Raw genomic sequence first — 21,540 nt, 5'->3', positions numbered from 1 at the left:
ATAATTAAGAAGTATGAACTGGGGAGGGTATTGTAAAAGTCCAAAAAAGCGAGGAATGGCCGTATTGACTTCTCTATATAGCAAACTAGCTATTGGGAGTAAATGAAGATGAAAATCGTGTAAAGATGGATCAGTAATTAGCTGTGACTTATAAAAGCCAAAGGCGATTTACTCAATTATTCGAAGTAGGAGGCTAGTGGCGTTGCCTCCGAAACCGGCAGCATTGAGTAGGATGCAGCGTATTTTTGGTATGGTAGAAGTGGCAAACGAAACAGGATACTGCGGAAACGGAACTTGCTGATGGCGCAGCAGGTAGAGGGCGTATTGTAAACTGAGCGCGCCTGAAGCCCCAAGTGTGTGACCAAGCAGCCATTTGTTTGTAGTGATAAGCGGCCTTTGATGCGGGAAGACTGCATTTATAGCATTTAGCTCGGCACTGTCACCGGCCTTTGTTCCGGGGGTGTGCGTTATGATGACATCTATGTCACCGCCCGCTGTATTAATTTGTGACAGGGCGTGGCGCATAGACTTCTGGAAATTTAGACCGTCTACGGATATGCCGGTTTTGCTTCCAATCTGTTCAAAACCGAATCCGGCTGACTCTACTATAATGTCACCGGGCTTTAAGGTGGAAGCAGTTGATTTTTCGAGCGCGAACACGGCGGCGCCTTCTCCTAGCACAAACGTGTTCTGTCCGGAGGAGCCATAGGGTTGGCAAGGGTAAGGGTGCTCATAGAGCTTGGAATAGATGCCCACTGCCTTCATTTGGGCGATGGTGAAGTCAGTCAGAGGGGCCTCGGTGCCGCCGGCCAAAAACCGGGTGGCCATACCTGCGCGGAGCCAAGCCATGCCGTTGGCGATCGCCATGAGCGCGGTGCTGCAGGTGATGGAATGGCTGATCTGCGCCCCACCGGCATTCACGGCATGCCCCACCCAACTGGATAGGTTGCCGAGCGTGGTGGTGGGAGAGGAACTGGGTGATAGGTTCTCTTTCTGGAATGAGTCGTAATGGTGCTCAAACAAACCCGTCGCACCCCTAGAGGAGCCGATGTTCACAGCTAAGTCAGCTTGCTGCTCAGCGTTTGTTGTCAACCAACCAGCCTGTTCTGCAGCTTGACGCGCGGCATAGATAGCCAGCAAAACAGAGCGGTCCAGTTGTCTATAGTTTGAGTTAGTGGCTATGAGCTCCTGTATTTTCTCTTCTGCCGCCGCGGACAATGAGGCAACAGGAGTAACTTTTCCCTGATGCGGGATATTCTGAAAAGAGGGACTGCCGGCAAGGTACGCCTGCGTCACGGTTGCCTCATCGTACCCCAAGGGTGAGATAGCTCCACAAGCCCTGATGACGATATGTTCGCGCGCTACATCCAATTCAGGTGCAAGTTAAGTAATATTGAGGAATGACTAATCAGGAATGATTAATCATGCAAAGTAGTCTGAGTCGGTGGTTCGAAGTAACGATCGCCCGTGATCAGCTGCTGCATACCTTGTATGGTCTGATATACCTGATCTAGTTGCTCGTCAGTGATACAGTAGGGTGGGATAACATAGATGATGTTGCCCAAAGGTCGAAGAATTACACCCTGTTCTAGTGCGAAGCTGTATAAGGTGTCGCCCAATTTGTTGAAGTATGAGGTGCCATCAGCTTCGAACTCAACCGCCAGTATAGTGCCCTGCTGTCTCACTTCCGCTACCTTGGGGAGCGATTTGAACTTCTCCGCGAAAGCAGCGTGCCGCCGATCAATGCGTTGAATGTTGCTTTGCGTTTCGTCCTGCAGCAGCAAATCCATGCTGGCTAAACCTGCGGCGCAGGCAACGGGGTTACCGGTATAGCTATGACCATGGAACAAGGTTTTGCGCTTGTCGTCGCTCAGGAAAGCTTCGTATATTTTTTCGTTACAGGAGGTAGCGCCCAAGGCCATGGTGCCGCCTGTTAGTCCTTTCGACATCGTCACCATATCGGGCTGGTGTTTCAGGTAGTCGCTAGCGAAGGTGCGACCAGTGCGTCCAAATCCCGTCATCACTTCATCAGCAATAGTCAGGATAGCGTGCTGCTGGCAAATACTTAAGAGTTGATTCAGCACCTCTGGCGTATACATGACCATACCTGCCGTTCCGAGTACCAGTGGCTCATAAATAAAAGCGGCCACATTGCCAGCAACGGCATAGGCTTCTAGCTGTTTGATTGTTTCCTCTTCGTGACCGGGTATAGGTACATCGATAAACTCCACTTCAAACAAGTATGACCAGAACGGAGCCGTAAAAGCACTGCGGGCACTCACAGCCATCGCCCCGAAGGTGTCACCGTGGTAACTGTCGCGGAAGGCGATGATCTTGCGCTTCGGCGTCCCCGTGTTCTGCCAGTATTGGATCGCCATCTTCAGAGCGACTTCTACGGCTGTGGAGCCGTTGTCGGAGTAGAAGATGCGGCTCTGGCCATCAGGTAAAATCTGAATTAATCGCTCAGCAAAAGTAACCGCGGCAGGGTGTGTGAAACCGGCAAAGATCACATGTTCCAGTGTATGCAACTGCTCGGCCACTTTCTGCGCGATGTAGGGGTGTGCGTGGCCGTGTAGGTTGACCCACCAAGAGGCAACTGCGTCTATGTAGCTTTTCCCGTTTTCTGCATACAGTAAAGCGCCTTCGCCCCTCACAATAGGTATAGGGAAAGCAGCCGTTTTCATCTGCGTGTACGGATGCCAGATTACGTTATGGTCGCGTTCTGCTAGGGTCAATTTTGAATGAGTGATTGAGTGAATTTTGTAGAGTTTAATCGATAGGCGATCGTTCTGTTTATCCTTTGTTATACTGATTTAGAGGTATGGTGTAAAACTCTTAGCATACTCAGCTACAGCCTCTTGGCAGAAGTCGGCTTCCTGACGGATAGACGGCAGACGGCGCAAGCCTGTATACTTGATAATGAAGTCCTCGGATGTCTGGTTCTCCTCCCCGTTGAAAATTATACCCGCCACTGGCACTTTGCGATAACGCAACACCTCTGCCGTGAGCAAGGTATGGTTAATGCTGCCGAGGTAATTTCTGGAGACCAGTATCACTTCCAGCCCAAGTTGCTGCACCAAGTCCAGCACCAGATAACGCTTATTCAGGGGCACCATCAGTCCACCGGCACCTTCCACAATTAGGTTATTCTGTGTTTCGGGAAGCTTTAGACCGTGCACGTCGATTTCTATACCTTCAGCTGCCGCTGCCTTATGGGGGGAGGCAGCCATTTTAAGGCGGTAGGCTTCAGGGTGGAACACAGACTTTTCATTGGAAATAAGACTCCTAACCGTGTCGGTGTCGGTAAAATCGAGGCCGCCCGCCTGTACGGGTTTCCAGTAATCGGCCTGCAGGGCTTCGGTGAGAATGGCTGCGGCAACTGTCTTGCCCACGTCCGTACCGATGCCTGTTACAAAATATCTTTTCATGTACCTTTCGCTATGGCCTGCACGAGGCCGTCAATTTCTTCTTCACTATTATAGGCATGTACGATCACGCGGAGCCGCTCTGTACCGGCGGGCACAGTAGGGGGCAGCACGGGGCGCACATCAAATCCTTGTTGTTGCAGAGCAGCCGCCAGCGCCTTGAGTTGCCGGGGCTGTTGCGGGAAAACAGACAGGATCACACTGTTTTCTGGAGTGCAGCGAATGCCGCTAAGTTTGTTCAGTTTTTGGTACAATCGGGTCGCAAGTTGCTGCACGCGCTCACGCTCTTGCGCTAGTTCGGGCAACAGGGTGTAAGCACACTTCAAGGCTACCAGCGCATGCGTCGGCAGACCTGTCGTGTAGATAAATGCTCTACTATAGTTAATCAAAAAGTCGCGCAGCACCTGCAGGCCGACCACGGCAGCTCCATGGCTGCCCATGGCTTTGCCATAGGTAATCACTTGCGCAAATACTTGCTTTTCGAGCCCAAGGGCTACGGTTAAACCTTCGCCCTTTGAGCCGTACAAGCCTACGGCATGGGCTTCGTCTACAATTAAAGCAGCTTTATGCTCGGCGCATAACTGCGCCAGTTCGACTAGCGGTGCCTTGTCACCATCCATCGAGTAGACCGACTCTACCACCACGTATACCTGACCGGTGGCGTGCTTCAGCTTTTGACGCAGATCTTCCACGTTGTTGTGGCGGAAGCTGTAGGTTTTGGCGAAACTCAGCCGCAGACCATCTTTCATAGAAGCATGACTAGCCTCATCATAAAACACAGTGTCGCCACGCTGCGGCAAAGCAGACAATAAGCCCACGTTGGCTGTATACCCCGAGTTGAAAAGTAAAGCGGCCTCCCCCTTGTGGTAAGATGCGATGATTCCTTCCAGCTCTTCAAAAAGGCCGTGGTTACCGGATAGTAGTCGGGAACCAGTCGCTCCCAAAGGCAAATGTCTATAGTTTTCCTCTTCCTTCTGGATGAGCGCCCGCAGTCTTTCGCTGCGAGCAAGGCCGAGGTAATCGTTGGAACAGAAGTCGATTAACCCGGCGGTGGTTTTGAGCTCTCGCAAGTTGCCCTGCGCTGCCCGTTCCGCCAGCTTCTGCTGTAGTTTATTTTTCAAGACATCAGACATGGGTAAGAACTCAGTTTACTGATTTCAATATAAGATTAATGTCTTGATGTCTGCTTTTTAAGACAGAAAAATGTACTTTTCTGATGAAACATCCCCCTGCCCCCATCAAAGGGGGACTTCCCCACAACATGTAACTCAGGTAGAATCTACGCATGTTGAGTGTCCCCCTTTGATGGGGGGCAGGGGGATGACAAACGTTAAAGGGGAATGCCCTTGAAGAACGTATCTCCTATAACGTTAGCAAACGTGCTGTGCCTCTTCTTTGAAAGACTTGCGTGGCGTCAGACCCAGCAACTCAAACATGGCTTTATCGGCGTCGAAATCTGGGTTTGGCGTCGTAAGCAATTTCTCGCCTGTGAAGATAGAGTTCGCACCGGCCAGGAAGCAAAGGGCCTGATCGGTTACGCTCATGCGCTCACGGCCAGCTGACAGGCGCACCATGGTTTTTGGCATCAGGATACGAGCTGTTGCAATCATACGTACCATCTCCCAAACGGTCACCAGTGGCTGGTTTTCGAGTGGCGTTCCTTTTACAGGCACCAGTGCGTTAACTGGAACAGATTCCGGGTGCTGCACTAGGGTAGACAAGGTATGGAGCATACCAATGCGGTCCTCGTCTGTCTCGCCCAAACCAATAATACCACCTGAGCAAACCGATATACCTGCCTTGCGCACGTTCTCAATCGTGTCGAGGCGGTCGTCGTAGGTACGGGTCGTGATGATGTTTGAGTAATTCTCCTCTGATGTGTCAAGGTTGTGGTTGTAGGCATACAGGCCAGCTTCTTTCAGCTTCTCGGCTTGGTACTCGTTCACCATACCCAAGGTACAGCAAACTTCCAGTCCCATCTCGTTCACGCCCTTCACCATGTCGAGCACCTTGTCGAAGTCGCGGTTGTCGCGCACTTCGCGCCATGCGGCACCCATGCAGAAACGGGTAGAACCGCCGTCTTTTGCGCGCTGTGCAGCCGTGAGCACTTGGTCTTGGCTCAGGAGTTTGTGCACATCCACACCCGTATGGAAACGGGCTGCCTGCGGACAGTAAGAGCAGTCTTCGGGGCAGCCGCCGGTTTTTACTGACAATAAGGTACATACCTGCACTTCACCAGTGGCTTGGTGCTGTTTGTGCACATTAGCTGCTTCTACGATCAGTTCCAGTACTGGCTTGTAGTATATAGCCTTTATCTCTTCAAGACTCCAGTCATTGCGGAGTCCCTCGTTTAGTCCGTCTTGCGTCATTTTACTCGGGTTTGGATTACGAAGGTAATTTGAAGATTTAGGAATTAAAAATCAACCTTGGGGGTATGTTTGGTGGATAACTTGTTAACTTATTCATTAGCTGTGCTATTTATGTGGAAAAAATGGTTTGTTAATTTGTTGGGAAAGGAAAATCCGCTCCCTTCTCTGCAATTGAGTTGCTTCTTCATTTTCTTCTCATTATGGATAGCGTCAAGGTAACCTAGGTAAGGCACTAGGAGAGGCGTCTGCAATGAAATAGAGAAGGAAATACCAAAAAAGGCAACAGCGGGAAGACTGTTCAGGTATAAGTTGCACAAGTTCTCTCTGCTTTCTTAAACCGTAACAGCACCCTATGAAGCATACGTCTACAATCATCCCTACCCAATCCCTACTTATAAGCCCCCAGAAAATATTGAGATGGCTGGCACTAATTGTGATGGTGCTACTCGTGGCCAACATTACGGGCATTCTGCTAGAGAGCGTGTTTCAGGTGGATTCACGCGCTACCAGACTAATTGTTCGTTACTTCGATTTCAACGGGGAGGGCAACATTCCGGCTTTCTTCTCCTCTATTATTCTACTTATAGCTGGTATACTGTTGCTGCTTATTCATGCGCGACAGACACATTGGTCGGGCAGTTACAATACAAAACACTGGCTGATATTAGGGGTGATCTTTATGTTTATGGCGGTGGACGAAAATGTGCAGCTGCACGAGCATGTGGCGAACTATGTGCGTCCTATGCTAGGTAATGATCTTTCCGGTATGCTTCACTGGGCTTGGGTAGTGCCCTATGGTATCCTTACGCTACTGGTTGTGGCCTATTTTCTGGGATTTGTACTGCGGCTCCCACCCAAAACACGCAACTTGATCATCATTTCAGGAGCCATCTTTGTGACAGGAGCCTTGGGTTTGGAGTTTGTGGAGGGTTACCTATACAAACGTTACGGACTCGACCATCTCTATAACCGCATCATGTACTGCTTAGAAGAACTCATGGAAATGACGGGAGTAACCCTGTTTATTTATGCCCTGCTCGATTTTTTGGCACAGCATAGAACAGAGTTCGTCATTACAGCCGAAGACAGAAACGCATAATATTCGTACCTTTGCCATTGCGCAGGCAGGTTGCCAGTAGCTCTATACCTGAATTTATGTCATTCTCTTCACTGGGCCTTTCGGCGCCACTTCTTCGTTCCATCAAGGCCCAAGGCTATACCGCTCCCTATCCTATACAGACACAGGCCATACCTGCCATTCTGAAAGGTAAGGACTTGTTAGGGATAGCTCAGACAGGTTCCGGTAAAACAGCCAGTTTTGCGCTGCCCATTTTGGAGATGTACCAGAAGAAGCAAGCAGGCCGCAACCGCTATGTGCGCACGCTGGTGCTGGTGCCAACTCGCGAATTGGCAGTGCAGATCGAAGAGGTATTCAGGGCTTTCGGCAAAGAACTTGACAGACCAGTGAAGACGCTGGCGGTGTATGGCGGTATCTCTATCAACCCGCAGATGATGAAAATGAGCGGTACCGATGTGCTCGTCGCCACGCCCGGCCGACTGCTCGACCTGATCGAGCACAAGGCGGTGCACCTCTCAGAAGTAGAAACCTTGGTGCTCGACGAAGCCGATAAAATGCTGAATCTGGGTTTTCAGGAGGAGATGAATAAGTTGCTGGCCATGATGCCGTCTAGAAGGCAGAACCTGTTGTTCTCAGCCACACTTAGCCAAGACGTAGAGGACCTAATCAGCAAACTGCTGACTGACCCCGTGCGGGTGACGGTGCAGGAAGAAGCCACGGTGCCGGAATTGATCAAGCAAGTGGCCTATCAGGTGGATCCCGAAAAGAAAGGACCTTTACTGCGTTACCTCATCCGGCAGCACGACATGCAACAGGTGCTGGTGTTCGCCTCATCTATCCGTACGGCCGACAATGTGGTGGGAAAACTCAAGAAACACGGAATAGAGGCGGCAGCATTTCACGGTGACAGAAGCCAAGGCGGCAGAACAGAGGCGCTTCGTCAGTTCAAAGCCGGCAAACTTCGCGTGCTGGTAGCCACTGACCTTGCCTCACGGGGTATAGACATTAAGTTCCTACCTTACGTGATTAACTACGAACTTCCGCGCTCCCCAAAAGACTACGTGCACCGCATTGGCCGCACAGGTCGTGCCGAAGCGTCGGGCGAAGCCATCTCGCTGATCACGTCGGAAGACGCGCACCATTTCAAGATCATCCAGAAGAAAATGGGAGTGCGGGTAGAAGTGCTTCCTACTGACGAGATCGATTTACAGGGGCAGTAAGGTATAATTTGCTGCTCTACTGTATAACGCAAGCGGCCTCGCCCTGAATACTGTTCGGGACGAGGCCGCTCGCGTTATTTATGAAGTGCACTAGCTCTTCTTCAGCAAGTGACTTAAGTCGCCGGCCCGGAACCAACGGTAGCCGTAGGCGTCTAGCGTAATGTAATGTCTGCCTTTGTCATCGGCTTCGCTCTCGTAATTTACCATCAGGTCGACTAGCTTTTGCTCTTTGTCCTGTTTGTCATTCTTTTTCTGTTTCAGGTCGAGGATCACTTCATGCGCTTTCTCATCGAAGTTGTGCAAAATAATCAGCGAACTGCCTTGCCAACTGTAGTGCAGGCAAAGTACCTTTGCCTTATCCGTTTTCAATATCTGCCAGTCTCCAAAGCCTATCTCAGTGCACTCCTGCCTTAAGCGGATCAGGGCGGTCATCCAATTGAGAAGTGATTCGGGCTCGCGGCGCTGGTTCTCTACGTTCACGTGGTGGTAGGAGTAAGGGCCTTTGTCGATGACAGGGTGGACCAACTTGTCTGCTTTGGAGAAGCCCGCTTGCTGGTCGTCGGTCCATTGCATAGGCGTGCGCACGGCGTCGCGTTCATTTAGACTCAGGTCATCGCCCATACCTATTTCGTCGCCGTAGCGGATTACGGGAGTGCCCGGTAGGGAGAACATCAGGCTATAGGCCAACTCACTCTGCTGTCGGTTGCCCAGCATGGTAGAAAGCCGTCGGCGTATACCCCGGCCATAGAGCTGCATGTTTTCATCAGGAGCAAAGCGGGCAAATACTTTTTCCCGTTGCTCGTCGGTGAGGCGTCCAAGGTCCAACTCGTCGTGGTTGCGCAGGAAGTGAGCCCACTGCACCGTTGGCATGTGGGTGCGGGTTTCTTCAAGGGCTTCTATTAAAGGATCTATTTCACCGGTTGCCAAGGCATAAAACAAATACTGGTTCACATAAAAGTTGAACATCATCTGGATGCCGTCGCCCTTATCGCCAAAGTATTTTTTGGTTTCTTCGGGCAGCACATTGGCTTCGCCTAGTAAGATAGCGTCGCCTTGGCGCCATTGGAGGAACCGGCGCATGTCTTTCAGGTAGTCGAAATTGAGTTCATGATTGTCAGATCCCGGTACTGGCGACTCGATCATGAAGGGTACGGCGTCGACCCGAAAACCGGATACCCCGAGTTCCAGCCAGAAACCCATGATGCGCTGTATCTCTTCCCTCACTTTGGGGTTATCCATGTTGAGGTCGGGCTGAAAATCGTAGAAGCGATGGAAGTACCAAGATTTGGCTTTCTTGTCGTAGGTCCAAGTGGAGTCCTGCACGCCCGGAAACACCATGCCCTCGTCCCAGTCGGAAGGCTTCTTTTTCGACCAGACATACCAATCGCGGTGTTGAGCGTCTTCGCTGCTGCGGGCATCCTGAAACCAAGGGTGCTGGTCGGAGGTATGGTTCACCACCAAGTCGATAATGACCTTGATGCCGCGTTTTCTAGCTTGATGTATGAACTCTACAAAGTCGCCGCTGGAGCCGTGCCGCTGGTCCACGCCGTAATAGTCGCAGACGTCGTACCCATTGTCTTTGTTTGGGGTAGGTTGGAAAGGCGCTAGCCAAACACAGTCGATGCCCATGGCGTTGAGGTAGTCGAGACGGCGGGCCAGACCTGCAAAATCGCCCACGCCGTCGCCGTTTAGGTCCATAAAGGTTTCTAGGTCGAGACTGTAGATGATGGCATTCTTGTACCAGAGCTCTTCAAGCATAGCGAATCGGTTTTTGGTTGGTTAAAACTTGATTCGTCTATACGGGAGAATGCGGGCAAAAGTCGGAGGAAAGCTTGAAAGGAGCAGAGTTGCTTAGTTCTTCTGCTGAGCCTGCCAATCGTGGTAGCGCATCTCAAATTTGATTTCGGAGCTGCCGTGTATACCCATCTCGCGCCAGCCTTGACGGCGGTAAAATTGCTCAGCCCTTGTGCCGGGGTCGGTGCCCAGCCAGATCGGTTCTTTTGTTTGCTGGAAGTACCAGTCGAGCATGATGCGGTGCAGCTGCTTGCCTATACCTTGCCCTTCGAACTCGGGCAGTAAAAATAAAGCCCATACATTATGATCCAGCAGGTCGACAATGGCAAAGCCTACCAGTTGCCCGTTTACCTTACATACCCAGCCTTTACCGCGTTCTGTCAGGTATAGCGCACAGAGTTCGTCGGTTACTAGTGTAGGGTCGGAGAGGATGTTTTCCTTTACCGAATGGCGGACGAACTGGAGTTGGGGAATGTCGGCGGCGGTGGCTTCGCGGAAGAGCATTACTTCTGTTTCTCCTCTACAACCTCACCATTGCGGTAAAGTTGGGTCTTGTATACCTTGCCTTCTTCGTTGTGGTACTTCCATGTACCGGTGGCTTTGTTGTTGCGGTTCTGGCCGATCACTTCTACTTTGCCGTTTTCGAAATATTGCTTGTAAGGACCGAAGCGCAACCCATCTTTGTAGCTTGTCTCAGACTTTAGCTTGCCGCTTTCATAGAACTCCTGACTGCTCACGATTTTGCCATCACCTTTGCCATAGGTATACTTCGCCTTGGCCTGTCCGTTTTCATAGTATACCTGTCGCTCGCCGGTTAGCTTGTCGGCGTTGTAGGTTTCGGATACCTCCACCTTCTTGCCCGGAGCGTCATAGTAGGCTTTCCAGTTGCCGGTGCGCTGTTTGTTCTTGTATTGCTCCTCGGCTTTTATGTTGCCGGAAGGGTAGTACGTTGTGATCTTGCGGTCGTCACCGTTGTTGCTGTACTGTCCTTCTTCCTTCAGTTTGCCGTCTTCAAAGTATATCTGAGAGAGCCCCTGTACCTGTCCGTTGCGGTAGTTGATCATGCTGCGCAGATTGCCATTCTCGAAATAGGCTTTGGACGGTCCGTGCATTTTGCCAGACGCAAAGCTACCTTCCGTACTAAGTTTGCCGCTGCGGTAGTAACTCTTGAACGTACCATTGCGCTGACCAGCTACATTGATTACTTCTGTCTCCAACTGCCCGTTGTCAAAGTAAGTCTTGTATGAACCTTCCAGCATACCGTTGCGGTAAGTCGCTTCGGTCTCAAGATTCCCATTTTCAAAATAGGTTTTAGCGGGTCCGTTCTGTTGGCTGCTCTTATAAGTGATCTCTGATTTAAGCTTGCCGTTCGGGTAAAACTCACGCACGAGCCCCTCCGGGAAGCCATTCACAAAAGAGGTCTCTTTCCGGACCTTGCCATCGGCGTAGAATGTCTTGAATACGTCGCTTTGCTGGTCCTTTTCGTAGCTGCCTTCCTGCAGCAAGCGTCCATCCGGATGGAAAGCCTTGAACGGTCCCTGTTTCTGGTCCTGCACATAGGTTACCTGCATGCGGGGCTGTCCGTTCTGGTAAAACTCCGTAAACACGCTGTCCTTTTTGCCCTCTACAAATTTGGCAAAAGCCTCCCGCTCACCAGTCGGATAGTAACGGTTGTAATAGCCCACAATGGCTGAGTCAGGCGTCATGAAGTAGACCTCCTTCACAGTTGACATCGACTCGTCGTGATAGGTTACCACTTTCTGTGGAGCCTGCCCGAAAGCAGCAGCACTGATCAGAAAAACAGCCGGTAAGATTGAAAGTAATTTAGACATGGGTACTATTATCAGTCTGGTTAAGTAAGGGAAGAAGCTATACCTTCTTTTTGGTGATCTCTTTTGCCACTAACTTCATGAACGGGTCGGTGTCTCTCACATATGGCCGGGCCAGTTCCACTGCCTTGGTGTGATTGACTTTGCTCAAACTCAGCAATGCGCGACGTATCACATACTTGTCAGGTTCGCTGTTGATCAGGTGTATGAGCATTTTCTCGCGGCCCTCTACCTCAACATGGCCAAGCAATTCGGCCATTTGCCACCTAGCCTGCGGCTGGTTCGAGTAAACCGCTTTCCTAACGAAACGCAGCTTATCCTTCAGTTTCTCCTCCACGCTCTTCAGCACCACACCGGCCTCGTTGTCGATGGCCAGCGCATAAACTAGCAGTTGTGCTACATCGTGGTTAAACTCTTGGTTGAGCTGTTCCAGTGCTTCGTTGGCCGCCTTGTATAAAGCATCCCATTCAGGGTATTCGGCCTCCCATTCGCCTAAACCTCTTTCTTCGTTATAGGTGTCGGGCGTCATGTTGGCCCATTTCCAGAAGTTGGCCAGTTCGTTTTCTAGTAACATAAATGCTTCAAAATGGATAAACACCAAAAGTATGGCAAACAGTTTAATCTGTAGGCCAAGGTATAAAAAAGAAGCCTTACGAAATAACGTAAGGCTTCCTGCAATAAATATACCGCAAAGCGCAGATTACATTTTCTCGATCACTAGGGCAGAGGCACCGCCACCGCCGTTGCAGATACCGGTCACACCGATCTTACCGCCTTTTTTGTCCAGCACGTTGCAAAGGGTGGTTACGATACGAGCACCGGAAGCACCAAGTGGGTGACCTAAGGATACGGCACCACCGAACACGTTCACGTTGCCGCCTTCTAGACCAAGTTTCTGGTTGTTGGCGATCGATACTACAGAGAACGCTTCGTTGATCTCGTAGAAATCCACTTCCTCAGGCGATACACCTGCGTTTTTCAAAGCCTTAGGTATAGCCAGTGATGGCGTTGTTGTGAACCAGATCGGGTCCTGCTCTGCGTCAGCGAAACCACGGATCTTCGCGATTGGCTTCACACCCAGTTCTTCTGCTTTCTCTTTGCTCATCAGCACTAGTGCAGCGGCACCGTCGTTCAGGGTAGAAGCGTTGGCAGCTGTTACCGTACCTGCCTTGTCAAACACAGGGCGCAGACCGGCAATTTTGTCGAAGCTTACTTTCTTGTATTCTTCATCTTCAGATACCACAATTGGGTCTTTGCCGCGCTGCGGAATTTCCACAGGCACGATCTCGTCTTTCATCATACCTGCCTCAGCAGCTTCGGCTGATTTCTTGTAAGAACTGATGGCGTATTCATCCTGCATTTCGCGGGTGATCTTCATCTCACGCGCTGTGTTCTCAGCCGCATTGCCCATGTGGAAGTCGTTGTATACATCCCACAGACCGTCCTTCACAAGGCCGTCAGTCATCTGACCGTGACCCAGTTTCGCACCAAAACGAGCTTTGTCGAGGTAGTAAGGCACATTCGACATGCTTTCCATACCACCTGCCACAATAATGTCTTTATGACCCAGCATGATGGCTTGCGCCGCAAACATGATGGCCTTTGTACCGGAAGCGCATACCTTGTTAATGGTTGTACACTCCACTTCGTAACCCAGACCCGCTTTGATGGCAGCCTGACGGGCAGGAGCCTGACCTACGTTGGCAGACAGTACGTTGCCCATGATCACTTCCTGTACTAAGTTTTTGTCAACGCCGGCTTTCTCAAGCGCACCTTTAATAGCGGCTGCACCCAATTCCGTGGCAGAAAGGCTGGCCAGCGCGCCGCCAAAACTTCCGATCGGGGTACGCACAGCCGAAATGATATATACTTCTTTAGTTTGCATAAGATTGTGTCTAATAGTTTTATAGTGTGAAATTATCAGGATTCAAGCTGAAAACCAAACAATCGTTAGGTAAAAGGCCTTTCAGATGATTTAATGTCTTTATTGTCAAATTATTGAGCCTTAAGGAAAGGGTTGAGGGGTATGTAAATGTTGCTGCGGAACCATCTTCCTTTAAACCTTCCTTGTAGAGTTGCCTCTAAAGGTATAACGCGCATAGCCGCAAAATAATTTGTACATTTAGAGAACCAATCAAAACCGCTAACCGATAGTCAAACCTTTTACAATGAAGAAATTCTTATTGTTGATGGTGCTGTTTGGGGCAGGCCTCAGTCAGGCACAGGCACAACAGCAAGCCACCAAAAAACCACTCACCCACGACGTATACGACAGCTGGAAAGGCGTAGCCGGCGACAAGCTCTCCCATAACGGCCAGTACGTACTTTTCAACGTCGATCCGCAGGAAGGCGATGGCGCCCTTTACATCCGAAACTACGCTAGCAAGGCCATGCAGGAGTTTGCCCGTGGCACCAAAGCGGAGTTCACCAACGATTCTCGTTATGCCGTATTCCAGATCAAGCCGGAGTTTAACACGGTGCGTGCGCTCAAGTTGAAGAAGAAAAAAGGCGACGACCTGCCCAAGGACTCACTGGCTATTGTAACACTGGAGAACATGAACGTGGTGAAAGTACCGCGCGTGAAATCCTATAAGCTGCCGAAAGAGGGAAATAACTGGGTAGCCTACCAGCTCGAAAAACCACTTCCTGCTAAAAAGGAAAAAGCAAAGAAAGAAGAGGCAAAAACAGAGCCCGCTATACCTGAAGCTGCTAAAACCGAACCTGCCAAGACAGTTGCAGCTAAGCCAGCTGCCAAGCCAAAGCAGAAAAAGTCTGAAGGTACGGAGCTCGTGTTGCGCAATCTGCAAAATGGACAGGAGCACCGCTTCAACCGCGTGGTGGATTACATGTTCTCTGAGAAAGGCAACATGCTCTACTTCGTGAAGGATGAACTCGACTCGCTGCACACAGCCGGGGTATACGCCTTCAACACCACCGACCTCAAAGTAATGCCGATCGATACGGGCAAGGTGACTTACACAGGCATCAGCACCGACAAGGCGGGTGAGCAACTTGCCTATGTGGCAACCACCGACACGGTGGGAGCAGAGCTACGCTATTTCAACCTCTACCACTGGAACAGAAAAGACAACAAAGCCATTACGCTGGCCGACACCATAACCAAAGGTATGCCTGCCGCTTGGATGGTAAGTGAGCACGGTAACTTGCGCTTCTCAGAAGACGGCCGCCGTTTGTTCTTCGGCACTTTCCCGCGTCCGACGCGCTTCGAAAAAGATACTACCAAACTCGAGGAAGAAAAGGTGAATTTGGATATCTGGGGTTACAAAGATCCACTTATCCAGCCGATGCAGCTGAAGCAACTGAGCCGTGATCAGAAGCGCTCTTTCCTGGCCATGTACGACCTGCGCGGCAAGAAAATGCAGCAACTCGCCACACTCGAAATCCCCGATGTATACCTGGATGCCTACGGCCAATCGGACGTAGCACTGGCTGTGAGTGACGAGAAGTATAAATTAACCATCGGTTACGACACACCAACCCGCAAAGACGCTTACCTGATCGACCTGAAGAAGGGAACAGCAAAGCAGATACTGAAAGAGACAAGAGGCTATCCGCGTCTCTCGCCTCAGGGGCAGTATGTTTACTGGTATGAGCCAACGGACAGTAGCTGGCATGCCATGAACACCAAGGGCGGCGCCAATATCAACCTAACCAAAGGTATAGGGCAGGCTTTCTATGAAGAAGACAATGATGTACCTGCGCTGCCAGGCTCTTACGGTGCTGCAGGCTGGGTAGAGAAGGACAATGCCTTCTTGGTATACGACCGCTTCGACATCTGGAAGCTGGACCCAAGCGGCAAAAAAGCCCCTGAGAACCTGACTGACACGTATGGCCGCAACAACAAAATGCGCCTGCGCTACGAGCAACTCGACAGCGAAGAGAAGTTTATACCTGCTAACGCGACGCTATACCTGAGCGCTTTCAACACTACCGACAAGTCAGCCGGTTTCTTCCGCGACCATGTGAGCAAAAAGATGCAGCCTGAGAAACTGGTGATGACACCACACTCATACGTGGCATTCCGCAAGGCTAAGAACAGTGACCGTACCACGTTCCGCCGCGGTTCATTCCGCGAGTACAACGACCTCTATACCTCTGACCTGAGCTTCGCTAACGTGGAGAAGCTGAGCGATGCCAATCCGCAGATGAGCGAGTACCTGTGGGGTAGCGTGGAACTGGTAAACTGGAAGTCAACAGACGGTTTGCCGTTGGAGGGCCTCCTATACAAGCCAGAGAATTTTGACCCGAACAAAAAGTACCCGATGATGGTGTACTTCTACGAGCGCTCTTCTGACGGCATGCACAACCACCGTGTGCCGGCTCCGAGTGCCTCTACCATCAACATCCCATACTTTGTGAGCAACGACTACCTCGTGTTCGTGCCGGACATTGTATACACGGAGGGCTATCCGGGCGAGAGCGCCATGGACTGCATCATACCAGGTGTGCAGAGCATCGTGGCACAAGGCTTCGTGGACGATAAGAACATGGCGCTGCAGGGGCAAAGCTGGGGCGGCTACCAGATCGCCTACATGGTGACCCGCACCAATATGTTCAAGGCTGCGATGGCCGGTGCGCCGGTGTCGAACATGACAAGTGCTTACGGCGGTATCCGTTGGGGTACGGGGCTGAGTCGTCAGTTCCAGTACGAGCGCACGCAGAGCCGCATTGGTGGCACGCTGTGGGAGAAGCCAATGCAATTCATCGAGAACTCACCGCTCTTCTTCGCCGACCGTGTGAAGACACCACTCTTGATTATGCACAACGATCAGGACGGGGCCGTGCCGTGGTACCAAGGTATAGAGTTCTTCATGGCGTTGCGCCGCCTCGAGAAGCCGGTGTGGATGCTCGTGTACAATGGCGAAGACCATAACTTGATGCAGCGCAAAAACCGCAAAGATCTGTCGGTGCGCATGTCGCAGTTCTTCGACCACTACCTCAAAGGCGCTCCGGCTCCGAAGTGGATGGATCAGGGAGTGCCGACAATGGTGAAAGGCAAAGACTACGGCTTTGAACTGACAGAGCCACAGGTTTCTTCTGCGCCGAAAGAGTAGAAATAGTAAAAAGCTAAAACAAAAAGGGGAGCAACCAACTGGTTGCTCCCCTTTTTGTTTTAAACATCCGGCAGGTTATTTATTACCCTTGCCATTGTTCATCACTTTGATCTGGCCACAGGCTACAGGTATGGTCGGGTCGTATACGCCATCAACATACATACCATGCAGCACGATTACGTTGTTTTGCAGTGGACGTACCACTCTGGAGATGCCATAGTCATTCATGAAGTTCACCATGCCGCTTGCGTCCGCTGTAGGGTAAGGCGTGAGTGGTACCAAGATAGGGCCATAGTATGGTACACTTTCAGCCAAACTGATTAGGCCATCACCATCCGTATCAGCAGACATGGGAGGACAAACCGCATTTTTATTGCTGTCCGTAAAGCCGTGTATGTGCTGCATATGCTCCATGTTGGGTGTCAGGCCTGATGCTTCTAAATGCACATCGATCATGTCGCCTTTGAGGTCTATAGTCGCCATGCCGCTTACGCCTGAATTGTTCAGTTCCATCAGATGTACAGTATAGGTTTTATTCAGGTTCATAGAGTTAGTCTGATGTGCTTCTTCTATACCCTGCGCCGCTAAGCTTGCATCAGGCGCCACATCAGCCTGTTCACAGGCATTGAAAGAGAAAAGAATAGCAGCAACTGCTACATAAGCGGACGTCTTTTGAATTAGTTTTTTCATAGTATTATAATTTTTTGAATGTTGACTACATACGATATACAAGCATCCAACCTCAAAAATGTTTAAGAAAGAAGGGTGAATGATTCAAATTTTGGTGTAAGTGGTATTAATTAATAAGTGAATGAAAAATCCAGTTTGTAAGGAGGTTAAACTGTGTTGTAACACATATATTATAAAAGAAAGAATTAAGGGCAATTGAAGTGAGAGGTATATATAAGTTTATGCTGACAGATATTGTCCCATAGAGGATTAGAAGTGGGAAAATGTAATGTATGGAGTAAGTGAATTTTAATTAAAGACAGATAATCCAAAGTAATAAATAGGTTTTTGTTAAAATTCAACAAAAACTTGCATTTGATATAGCCATTACTTAGTTTCAACTCTCTATTAACTAACCGAATAGAAATTTGAAACGTCGTGACTTTATGTACTTGGCAGGTATGGGCGCTGGTGCGCTGATGCTGCCTATACCTGTAATAGGAAATCATGTGCCACCGGAGGCCCTGTTAGGGCAGATGGACGTGGCCCTGAAAAAAGAATTGGCGGATGTTGCCTTGAACTCAGCCCGTTCCAGTGGCGCGAGCTATGCCGATATCCGGATAGGCCGCTACCTGAACCAGTTTGTTATTACCCGCGACAACAAGGTGGAGAACACGGTAAACACCGAGTCGTACGGCGCAGGTATACGCGTGCTGGCTGATGGGGCATGGGGCTTTGTTGCCGCCGACAATATCACGAAAGACAACATTGCCAGTATGGCCAAAAAAGCAGTTGCTATTGCCAAAGCCAACGCCAAACTGCTGGAGCAACCTGTGCAGTTGGCGCCACAGCAAGGCTATGGCGAAGTAAGCTGGAAAACACCAATCGAGAAAAACGCCTTGGCTATACCTATCAAGGAGAAAGCAGACCTGTTGCTGGCCGTAAATGATGCCGCCATGAAGAACGGGGCGAACTACATGAACTCCCTTCTCTTCATCGTGAATGAGCAGAAGTTTTTTGCCTCTACCGACGGTTCCTACATCGATCAGGACGTGCACCGCATCTGGCCTGTTTTCACTGCCACGGCCATTGATCCGGCCACAGGGAAGTTCGAAACCCGGCAATCGCTGAGTGCGCCGATGGGCATGGGCTATGAGTACCTCGATGGCCGTAAAGAAAGCAAAATAGCCAGTGTGACCACACTCTACGGCAAGCACTACGATATGCTGGAAGACGCCACCGCAGCCGGCAAGCAGGCGATAGAGAAATTGAAAGCCAAATCGGTGGAGGCAGGCAAGTACGACCTTGTACTCGACCCTTCGCACCTTTGGCTGACCATACACGAGTCGGTTGGTCACCCGCTGGAGCTGGACCGTGTGCTGGGCTACGAAGCCAACTTTGCCGGCACCTCTTTTGCCACGCTCGACAAATGGAAATCCAAGAGCTTCAACTATGGCAGCCAGCGCATCAATCTTTTTGCAGACAAGACACAGCCCGGCTCACTGGGTGCTGTTGGGTACGACGACGAGGGCGTGAAGACCAAACAATGGGATCTGGTAAAAGACGGCACCTTGGTGAACTACCAAGCCACCCGTGACCAAGCACACATCATTGGCGAGAAAGAATCGCATGGCTGCAGCTACGCAGATAGCTGGAGCTCGGTACAATTCCAGCGTATGCCAAACGTGTCACTGGCGGCGGGCAATACACCGCTCAGCGTGCAAGACATGATCAAGGATGTGAAGAAAGGCATCTACATCATCGGCGATGGTTCTTTCTCAATTGACCAGCAGCGCTACAATTTCCAGTTCGGGGGACAGCTTTTCTATGAGATAAAAGACGGGCAGATTGCCGGACAGCTCCGTGATGTGGCCTATCAGAGTAACACCCAAGAGTTCTGGAACTCTTGTGCCGCCATCTGTGACGAGCGCGACTACCGGCTGGGCGGTTCCTTCTTCGATGGCAAAGGCCAGCCCATGCAGTCAAGTGCAGTTTCCCATGGCAGTTCCACCACCCGTTTCAACGGGGTGAATGTGATCAATACGGCACGCAAAATTTAACTCCCAAACTCAGAACTCAACATATGATATTCACAGAACAACAGGCACGGGAGATTATGCAGAAGGTGCTGCAGTTTTCCAAGGCGGATGAGTGCGTTGTGAACCTGCAGGGGAGCAACAGCGGCAATATCCGGTACGCAAACAATGCTGTGTCCACGAGCGGCGAGAACAGCACCACCAGCCTTGTAGTGACATCTGCGTTCGGCAAAAAAACAGGTATAGCCACCATCAACGAGTTTGACGATGCCTCACTGGAGAAAGTTGTGCGCCGCTCCGAAGAACTGGCCCAACTGGCACCTGAAAATCCAGAGTACATGCCGATACTTGGTCCGCAGAAATACAGCAGCTCCAATGCCTTTTTCAAGAGCACCGCAGACTTCTCGCCTCAGCAAAGGGCAAATGCCGCAGCAGCGAGCATACTGCCTGCACGGGAGCGGAAGCTGAAGGCCGCCGGCTTTCTGCAGCACAATGCCGGCTTTCAGTCCATGCTCAACTCTAAAGGCCTGTTTGCCTATCACCCCAGCACCGATGTGGAGTTTTCGGTGACGGTGCGCAACGAGGAGGGCACAGGCTCTGGTTATGCCTCTCGCGGGTACAACGACATCAGTAAATTGAACACGGCCACGGCCTCCCAAATTGCCATGGACAAAGCCGAACGGTCGGCGAAGGCAGTGGCCATAGAGCCGGGCAAGTACACCGTAATACTGGAGCCAGCGGCGGTAGCGGTGCTACTGGAGAACATGTTCTTCAACATGGATGCCCGCAACGCCGACGAGGGCCGCAGTTTTATGAGCAAGCAGGGCGGCAAAACCAAAATAGGGGAGAAGCTCGTGGACTCTAAAGTGAACATCTACTCAGACCCTACCCATCCGGAATTGCCCACAGCTACTTGGAGCGGCGATGGCAGACCCTTAGAGAAAACGCATTGGATTGAGAACGGTGTAGTGAAGAACCTGTACGCATCGCGCTACTGGGCGGAAAACAAAGGTGCAAAATCGATCCCGATGCCGAACAACGCGATCATGGAAGGAGGTAATGCGTCGCTGGAAGACATGATAAAAAACACGAAGCGGGGGATACTGGTCACGCGCCTGTGGTACATCCGCTCCGTTGATCCGCAAACCCTCTTGCTGACAGGCCTCACACGCGACGGTACTTTTTTGATTGAAAACGGAAAAATAAAACATCCTGTCAAGAACTTCCGTTTCAACGAGAGCCCGATCATTATGCTGAACAACTTAGAGGAAATGGGGCGCCCAGAAAGGGTGGTGAGTGGCGAGTCGAACATCAACTACATTCTGCCGCCGCTCAAAGTCCGTGACTTCACGTTCAGCAGTTTATCAGATGCTGTGTAAGCAGGATGGGGCAAATTTTTAGAGTGCCTTTTCGCTATGAAACACTAGAACCGCTTCGGCCAGTCCGGGCGGTTTTTTAGTTTCTCGAATTCTTAATTCCTTATTCGTAATTTTCAAGGCTCCCCCACGGCTGGGCTGTGCGCATAAACTGTCCGGTACCGAAAGCCACTTCCTTGCCCCGCTCATTGTACAGAGTGGCTTCCGCTACAAACAGGTTTTTAGCGACAGAACGCACTGTGCCGACCGCTCTCAACGTGCCGCTCGTAACAGGCCTGATCAAGTTGATCTGGAAAGAGGAAGTCACAATAAACACATCCGTTACCAGAGAAGCCACTGCAAAATAAGCTGCATCGTCAAGCAGTTTAAAGTAGGTTGCACCGTGTATCGCCTGCGCTCCATGGAAGTACTTCGGATCGACGGGCAGGGTGATTTCCGATTTGCTGTGCGATACCGCAATCGTGCTGCCGCTGAACAGCTGCTGCACATTTGCGCTCAGGTATAGCTTCTCCAATTTCCGGTAATGCTCTTCGATAATCATAACAGAATGGGTGTGATCGGAAGGCAAGTATACATAAAGCGAAGCTGGCATGGAAGCGATCTGGAAATAAGCTTGGGATTTGCTCAGTTAGTGCCTATCACTGAGCTTAATGGGGATTTGTCGCTATT

Annotated in this window: 17 protein-coding genes; 5 read left to right on the top strand and 12 right to left on the bottom strand. The window is 50.7% G+C overall.

What is annotated here, in order from left to right; translation table 11 throughout:
* Positions 1 to 168: 168 nt before the first annotated feature.
* The 5 genes from Q1A04_RS04435 to bioB form a co-directional block, all read right to left on the bottom strand.
* Positions 169 to 1,371 carry a beta-ketoacyl synthase N-terminal-like domain-containing protein gene (locus Q1A04_RS04435; protein WP_299701771.1) on the bottom strand — a complete coding sequence of 401 codons (1,203 nt, stop codon included), beginning with the start codon at positions 1,369 to 1,371 and terminating at the stop codon, positions 169 to 171.
* A gap of 47 nt (positions 1,372 to 1,418) precedes the next feature.
* Positions 1,419 to 2,735, bottom strand: a complete 1,317-nt coding sequence (gene bioA, locus Q1A04_RS04430) for an adenosylmethionine--8-amino-7-oxononanoate transaminase (protein ID WP_299701768.1) — start codon at positions 2,733 to 2,735, stop codon at positions 1,419 to 1,421.
* 78 nt (positions 2,736 to 2,813) lie between these two features.
* Entirely contained in the window at positions 2,814 to 3,428 is a 615-nt protein-coding gene (bioD, locus tag Q1A04_RS04425) for a dethiobiotin synthase (RefSeq protein WP_299701765.1), read from the bottom strand.
* Positions 3,425 to 4,558, bottom strand: a complete 1,134-nt coding sequence (locus Q1A04_RS04420) for an 8-amino-7-oxononanoate synthase (protein ID WP_299701762.1) — start codon at positions 4,556 to 4,558, stop codon at positions 3,425 to 3,427. Before Q1A04_RS04420 ends, bioD begins: the two co-directional genes overlap by 4 nt.
* A 237-nt stretch (positions 4,559 to 4,795) precedes the next feature.
* Positions 4,796 to 5,794 (bottom strand): biotin synthase BioB, encoded by a 999-nt coding sequence (gene bioB, locus Q1A04_RS04415; protein WP_299701759.1) that lies wholly within the window; start codon positions 5,792 to 5,794, stop codon positions 4,796 to 4,798.
* 352 nt (positions 5,795 to 6,146) lie between these two features.
* On the opposite strand from bioB, the gene Q1A04_RS04410 reads away from it, so the two are divergent.
* Positions 6,147 to 6,893 (top strand): multidrug transporter, encoded by a 747-nt coding sequence (locus tag Q1A04_RS04410; protein WP_299701756.1) that lies wholly within the window; start codon positions 6,147 to 6,149, stop codon positions 6,891 to 6,893.
* 56 nt (positions 6,894 to 6,949) lie between these two features.
* Complete coding sequence (locus Q1A04_RS04405) at positions 6,950 to 8,092, top strand: DEAD/DEAH box helicase (protein WP_299701753.1); 1,143 nt, start codon at positions 6,950 to 6,952, stop codon at positions 8,090 to 8,092.
* 90 nt (positions 8,093 to 8,182) lie between these two features.
* Here Q1A04_RS04405 and Q1A04_RS04400 read toward each other — a convergent pair whose 3' ends face one another.
* The 5 genes from Q1A04_RS04400 to Q1A04_RS04380 all read right to left on the bottom strand — a co-directional run bounded on the left by Q1A04_RS04400 (position 8,183) and on the right by Q1A04_RS04380 (position 13,600).
* Positions 8,183 to 9,850, bottom strand: a complete 1,668-nt coding sequence (locus Q1A04_RS04400; protein ID WP_299701750.1) for an alpha-amylase family protein — start codon at positions 9,848 to 9,850, stop codon at positions 8,183 to 8,185.
* Between the two features lie 93 nt (positions 9,851 to 9,943).
* The gene (locus Q1A04_RS04395) at positions 9,944 to 10,390 is read right to left on the bottom strand and encodes a GNAT family N-acetyltransferase (protein ID WP_299701747.1); all 447 of its coding nucleotides are present in this window, start codon (positions 10,388 to 10,390) and stop codon (positions 9,944 to 9,946) included.
* The gene (locus tag Q1A04_RS04390) at positions 10,390 to 11,718 is read right to left on the bottom strand and encodes a toxin-antitoxin system YwqK family antitoxin (RefSeq protein WP_299701744.1); all 1,329 of its coding nucleotides are present in this window, start codon (positions 11,716 to 11,718) and stop codon (positions 10,390 to 10,392) included. Before Q1A04_RS04390 ends, Q1A04_RS04395 begins: the two co-directional genes overlap by 1 nt.
* A gap of 37 nt (positions 11,719 to 11,755) precedes the next feature.
* Positions 11,756 to 12,289: a hypothetical protein gene (locus Q1A04_RS04385; RefSeq protein ID WP_299701741.1), complete on the bottom strand. Its 534-nt coding sequence runs from the start codon at positions 12,287 to 12,289 to the stop codon at positions 11,756 to 11,758.
* 126 nt (positions 12,290 to 12,415) lie between these two features.
* Positions 12,416 to 13,600, bottom strand: coding sequence for an acetyl-CoA C-acyltransferase (locus Q1A04_RS04380; RefSeq protein WP_299701739.1), 1,185 nt, complete (start codon positions 13,598 to 13,600; stop codon positions 12,416 to 12,418).
* A gap of 283 nt (positions 13,601 to 13,883) precedes the next feature.
* Here Q1A04_RS04380 and Q1A04_RS04375 point away from each other — a divergent pair, with 283 nt between their 5' ends.
* Complete coding sequence (locus Q1A04_RS04375; RefSeq protein ID WP_299701736.1) at positions 13,884 to 16,790, top strand: prolyl oligopeptidase family serine peptidase; 2,907 nt, start codon at positions 13,884 to 13,886, stop codon at positions 16,788 to 16,790.
* A 75-nt stretch (positions 16,791 to 16,865) separates the two neighbouring features.
* Here Q1A04_RS04375 and Q1A04_RS04370 read toward each other — a convergent pair whose 3' ends face one another.
* Positions 16,866 to 17,480, bottom strand: coding sequence for a hypothetical protein (locus tag Q1A04_RS04370; RefSeq protein WP_299701733.1), 615 nt, complete (start codon positions 17,478 to 17,480; stop codon positions 16,866 to 16,868).
* 407 nt (positions 17,481 to 17,887) lie between these two features.
* Here Q1A04_RS04370 and Q1A04_RS04365 point away from each other — a divergent pair, with 407 nt between their 5' ends.
* Both Q1A04_RS04365 and Q1A04_RS04360 read left to right on the top strand, forming a co-directional pair.
* On the top strand, positions 17,888 to 19,519 hold the full coding sequence (locus Q1A04_RS04365; RefSeq protein ID WP_299701731.1) for a TldD/PmbA family protein: 1,632 nt from the start codon (positions 17,888 to 17,890) through the stop codon (positions 19,517 to 19,519).
* Positions 19,520 to 19,542: 23 nt separating this feature from the next.
* Entirely contained in the window at positions 19,543 to 20,874 is a 1,332-nt protein-coding gene (locus Q1A04_RS04360) for a TldD/PmbA family protein (RefSeq protein WP_299701728.1), read from the top strand.
* Positions 20,875 to 20,974: 100 nt separating this feature from the next.
* Here Q1A04_RS04360 and Q1A04_RS04355 read toward each other — a convergent pair whose 3' ends face one another.
* Positions 20,975 to 21,412 (bottom strand): PaaI family thioesterase, encoded by a 438-nt coding sequence (locus Q1A04_RS04355; protein ID WP_299701725.1) that lies wholly within the window; start codon positions 21,410 to 21,412, stop codon positions 20,975 to 20,977.
* Positions 21,413 to 21,540 lie beyond the last annotated feature (128 nt).

Source organism: uncultured Pontibacter sp. (genome assembly GCF_947499215.1).
In the GTDB taxonomy this organism is placed as follows: Bacteria; Bacteroidota; Bacteroidia; order Cytophagales; family Hymenobacteraceae; genus Pontibacter.
The sequence above is the reverse complement of the archived record's forward strand: the minus strand, read 5'-3'. Positions and strand labels throughout refer to the sequence as shown.

Coding starts and splice junctions, on each gene's coding strand:
- bioD (WP_299701765.1), bottom strand. CDS start 3,428: ATGAAAAGATATTTTGTAACAGGCATCGGTACGGACGTGGGCAAGACA.
- Q1A04_RS04405 (WP_299701753.1), top strand. CDS start 6,950: ATGTCATTCTCTTCACTGGGCCTTTCGGCGCCACTTCTTCGTTCCATC.
- bioB (WP_299701759.1), bottom strand. CDS start 5,794: ATGACGCAAGACGGACTAAACGAGGGACTCCGCAATGACTGGAGTCTT.
- Q1A04_RS04400 (WP_299701750.1), bottom strand. CDS start 9,850: ATGCTTGAAGAGCTCTGGTACAAGAATGCCATCATCTACAGTCTCGAC.
- Q1A04_RS04355 (WP_299701725.1), bottom strand. CDS start 21,412: ATGATTATCGAAGAGCATTACCGGAAATTGGAGAAGCTATACCTGAGC.
- Q1A04_RS04370 (WP_299701733.1), bottom strand. CDS start 17,480: ATGAAAAAACTAATTCAAAAGACGTCCGCTTATGTAGCAGTTGCTGCT.
- Q1A04_RS04380 (WP_299701739.1), bottom strand. CDS start 13,600: ATGCAAACTAAAGAAGTATATATCATTTCGGCTGTGCGTACCCCGATC.
- Q1A04_RS04375 (WP_299701736.1), top strand. CDS start 13,884: ATGAAGAAATTCTTATTGTTGATGGTGCTGTTTGGGGCAGGCCTCAGT.
- Q1A04_RS04395 (WP_299701747.1), bottom strand. CDS start 10,390: ATGCTCTTCCGCGAAGCCACCGCCGCCGACATTCCCCAACTCCAGTTC.
- Q1A04_RS04410 (WP_299701756.1), top strand. CDS start 6,147: ATGAAGCATACGTCTACAATCATCCCTACCCAATCCCTACTTATAAGC.
- Q1A04_RS04420 (WP_299701762.1), bottom strand. CDS start 4,558: ATGTCTGATGTCTTGAAAAATAAACTACAGCAGAAGCTGGCGGAACGG.
- Q1A04_RS04385 (WP_299701741.1), bottom strand. CDS start 12,289: ATGTTACTAGAAAACGAACTGGCCAACTTCTGGAAATGGGCCAACATG.
- Q1A04_RS04390 (WP_299701744.1), bottom strand. CDS start 11,718: ATGTCTAAATTACTTTCAATCTTACCGGCTGTTTTTCTGATCAGTGCT.
- Q1A04_RS04360 (WP_299701728.1), top strand. CDS start 19,543: ATGATATTCACAGAACAACAGGCACGGGAGATTATGCAGAAGGTGCTG.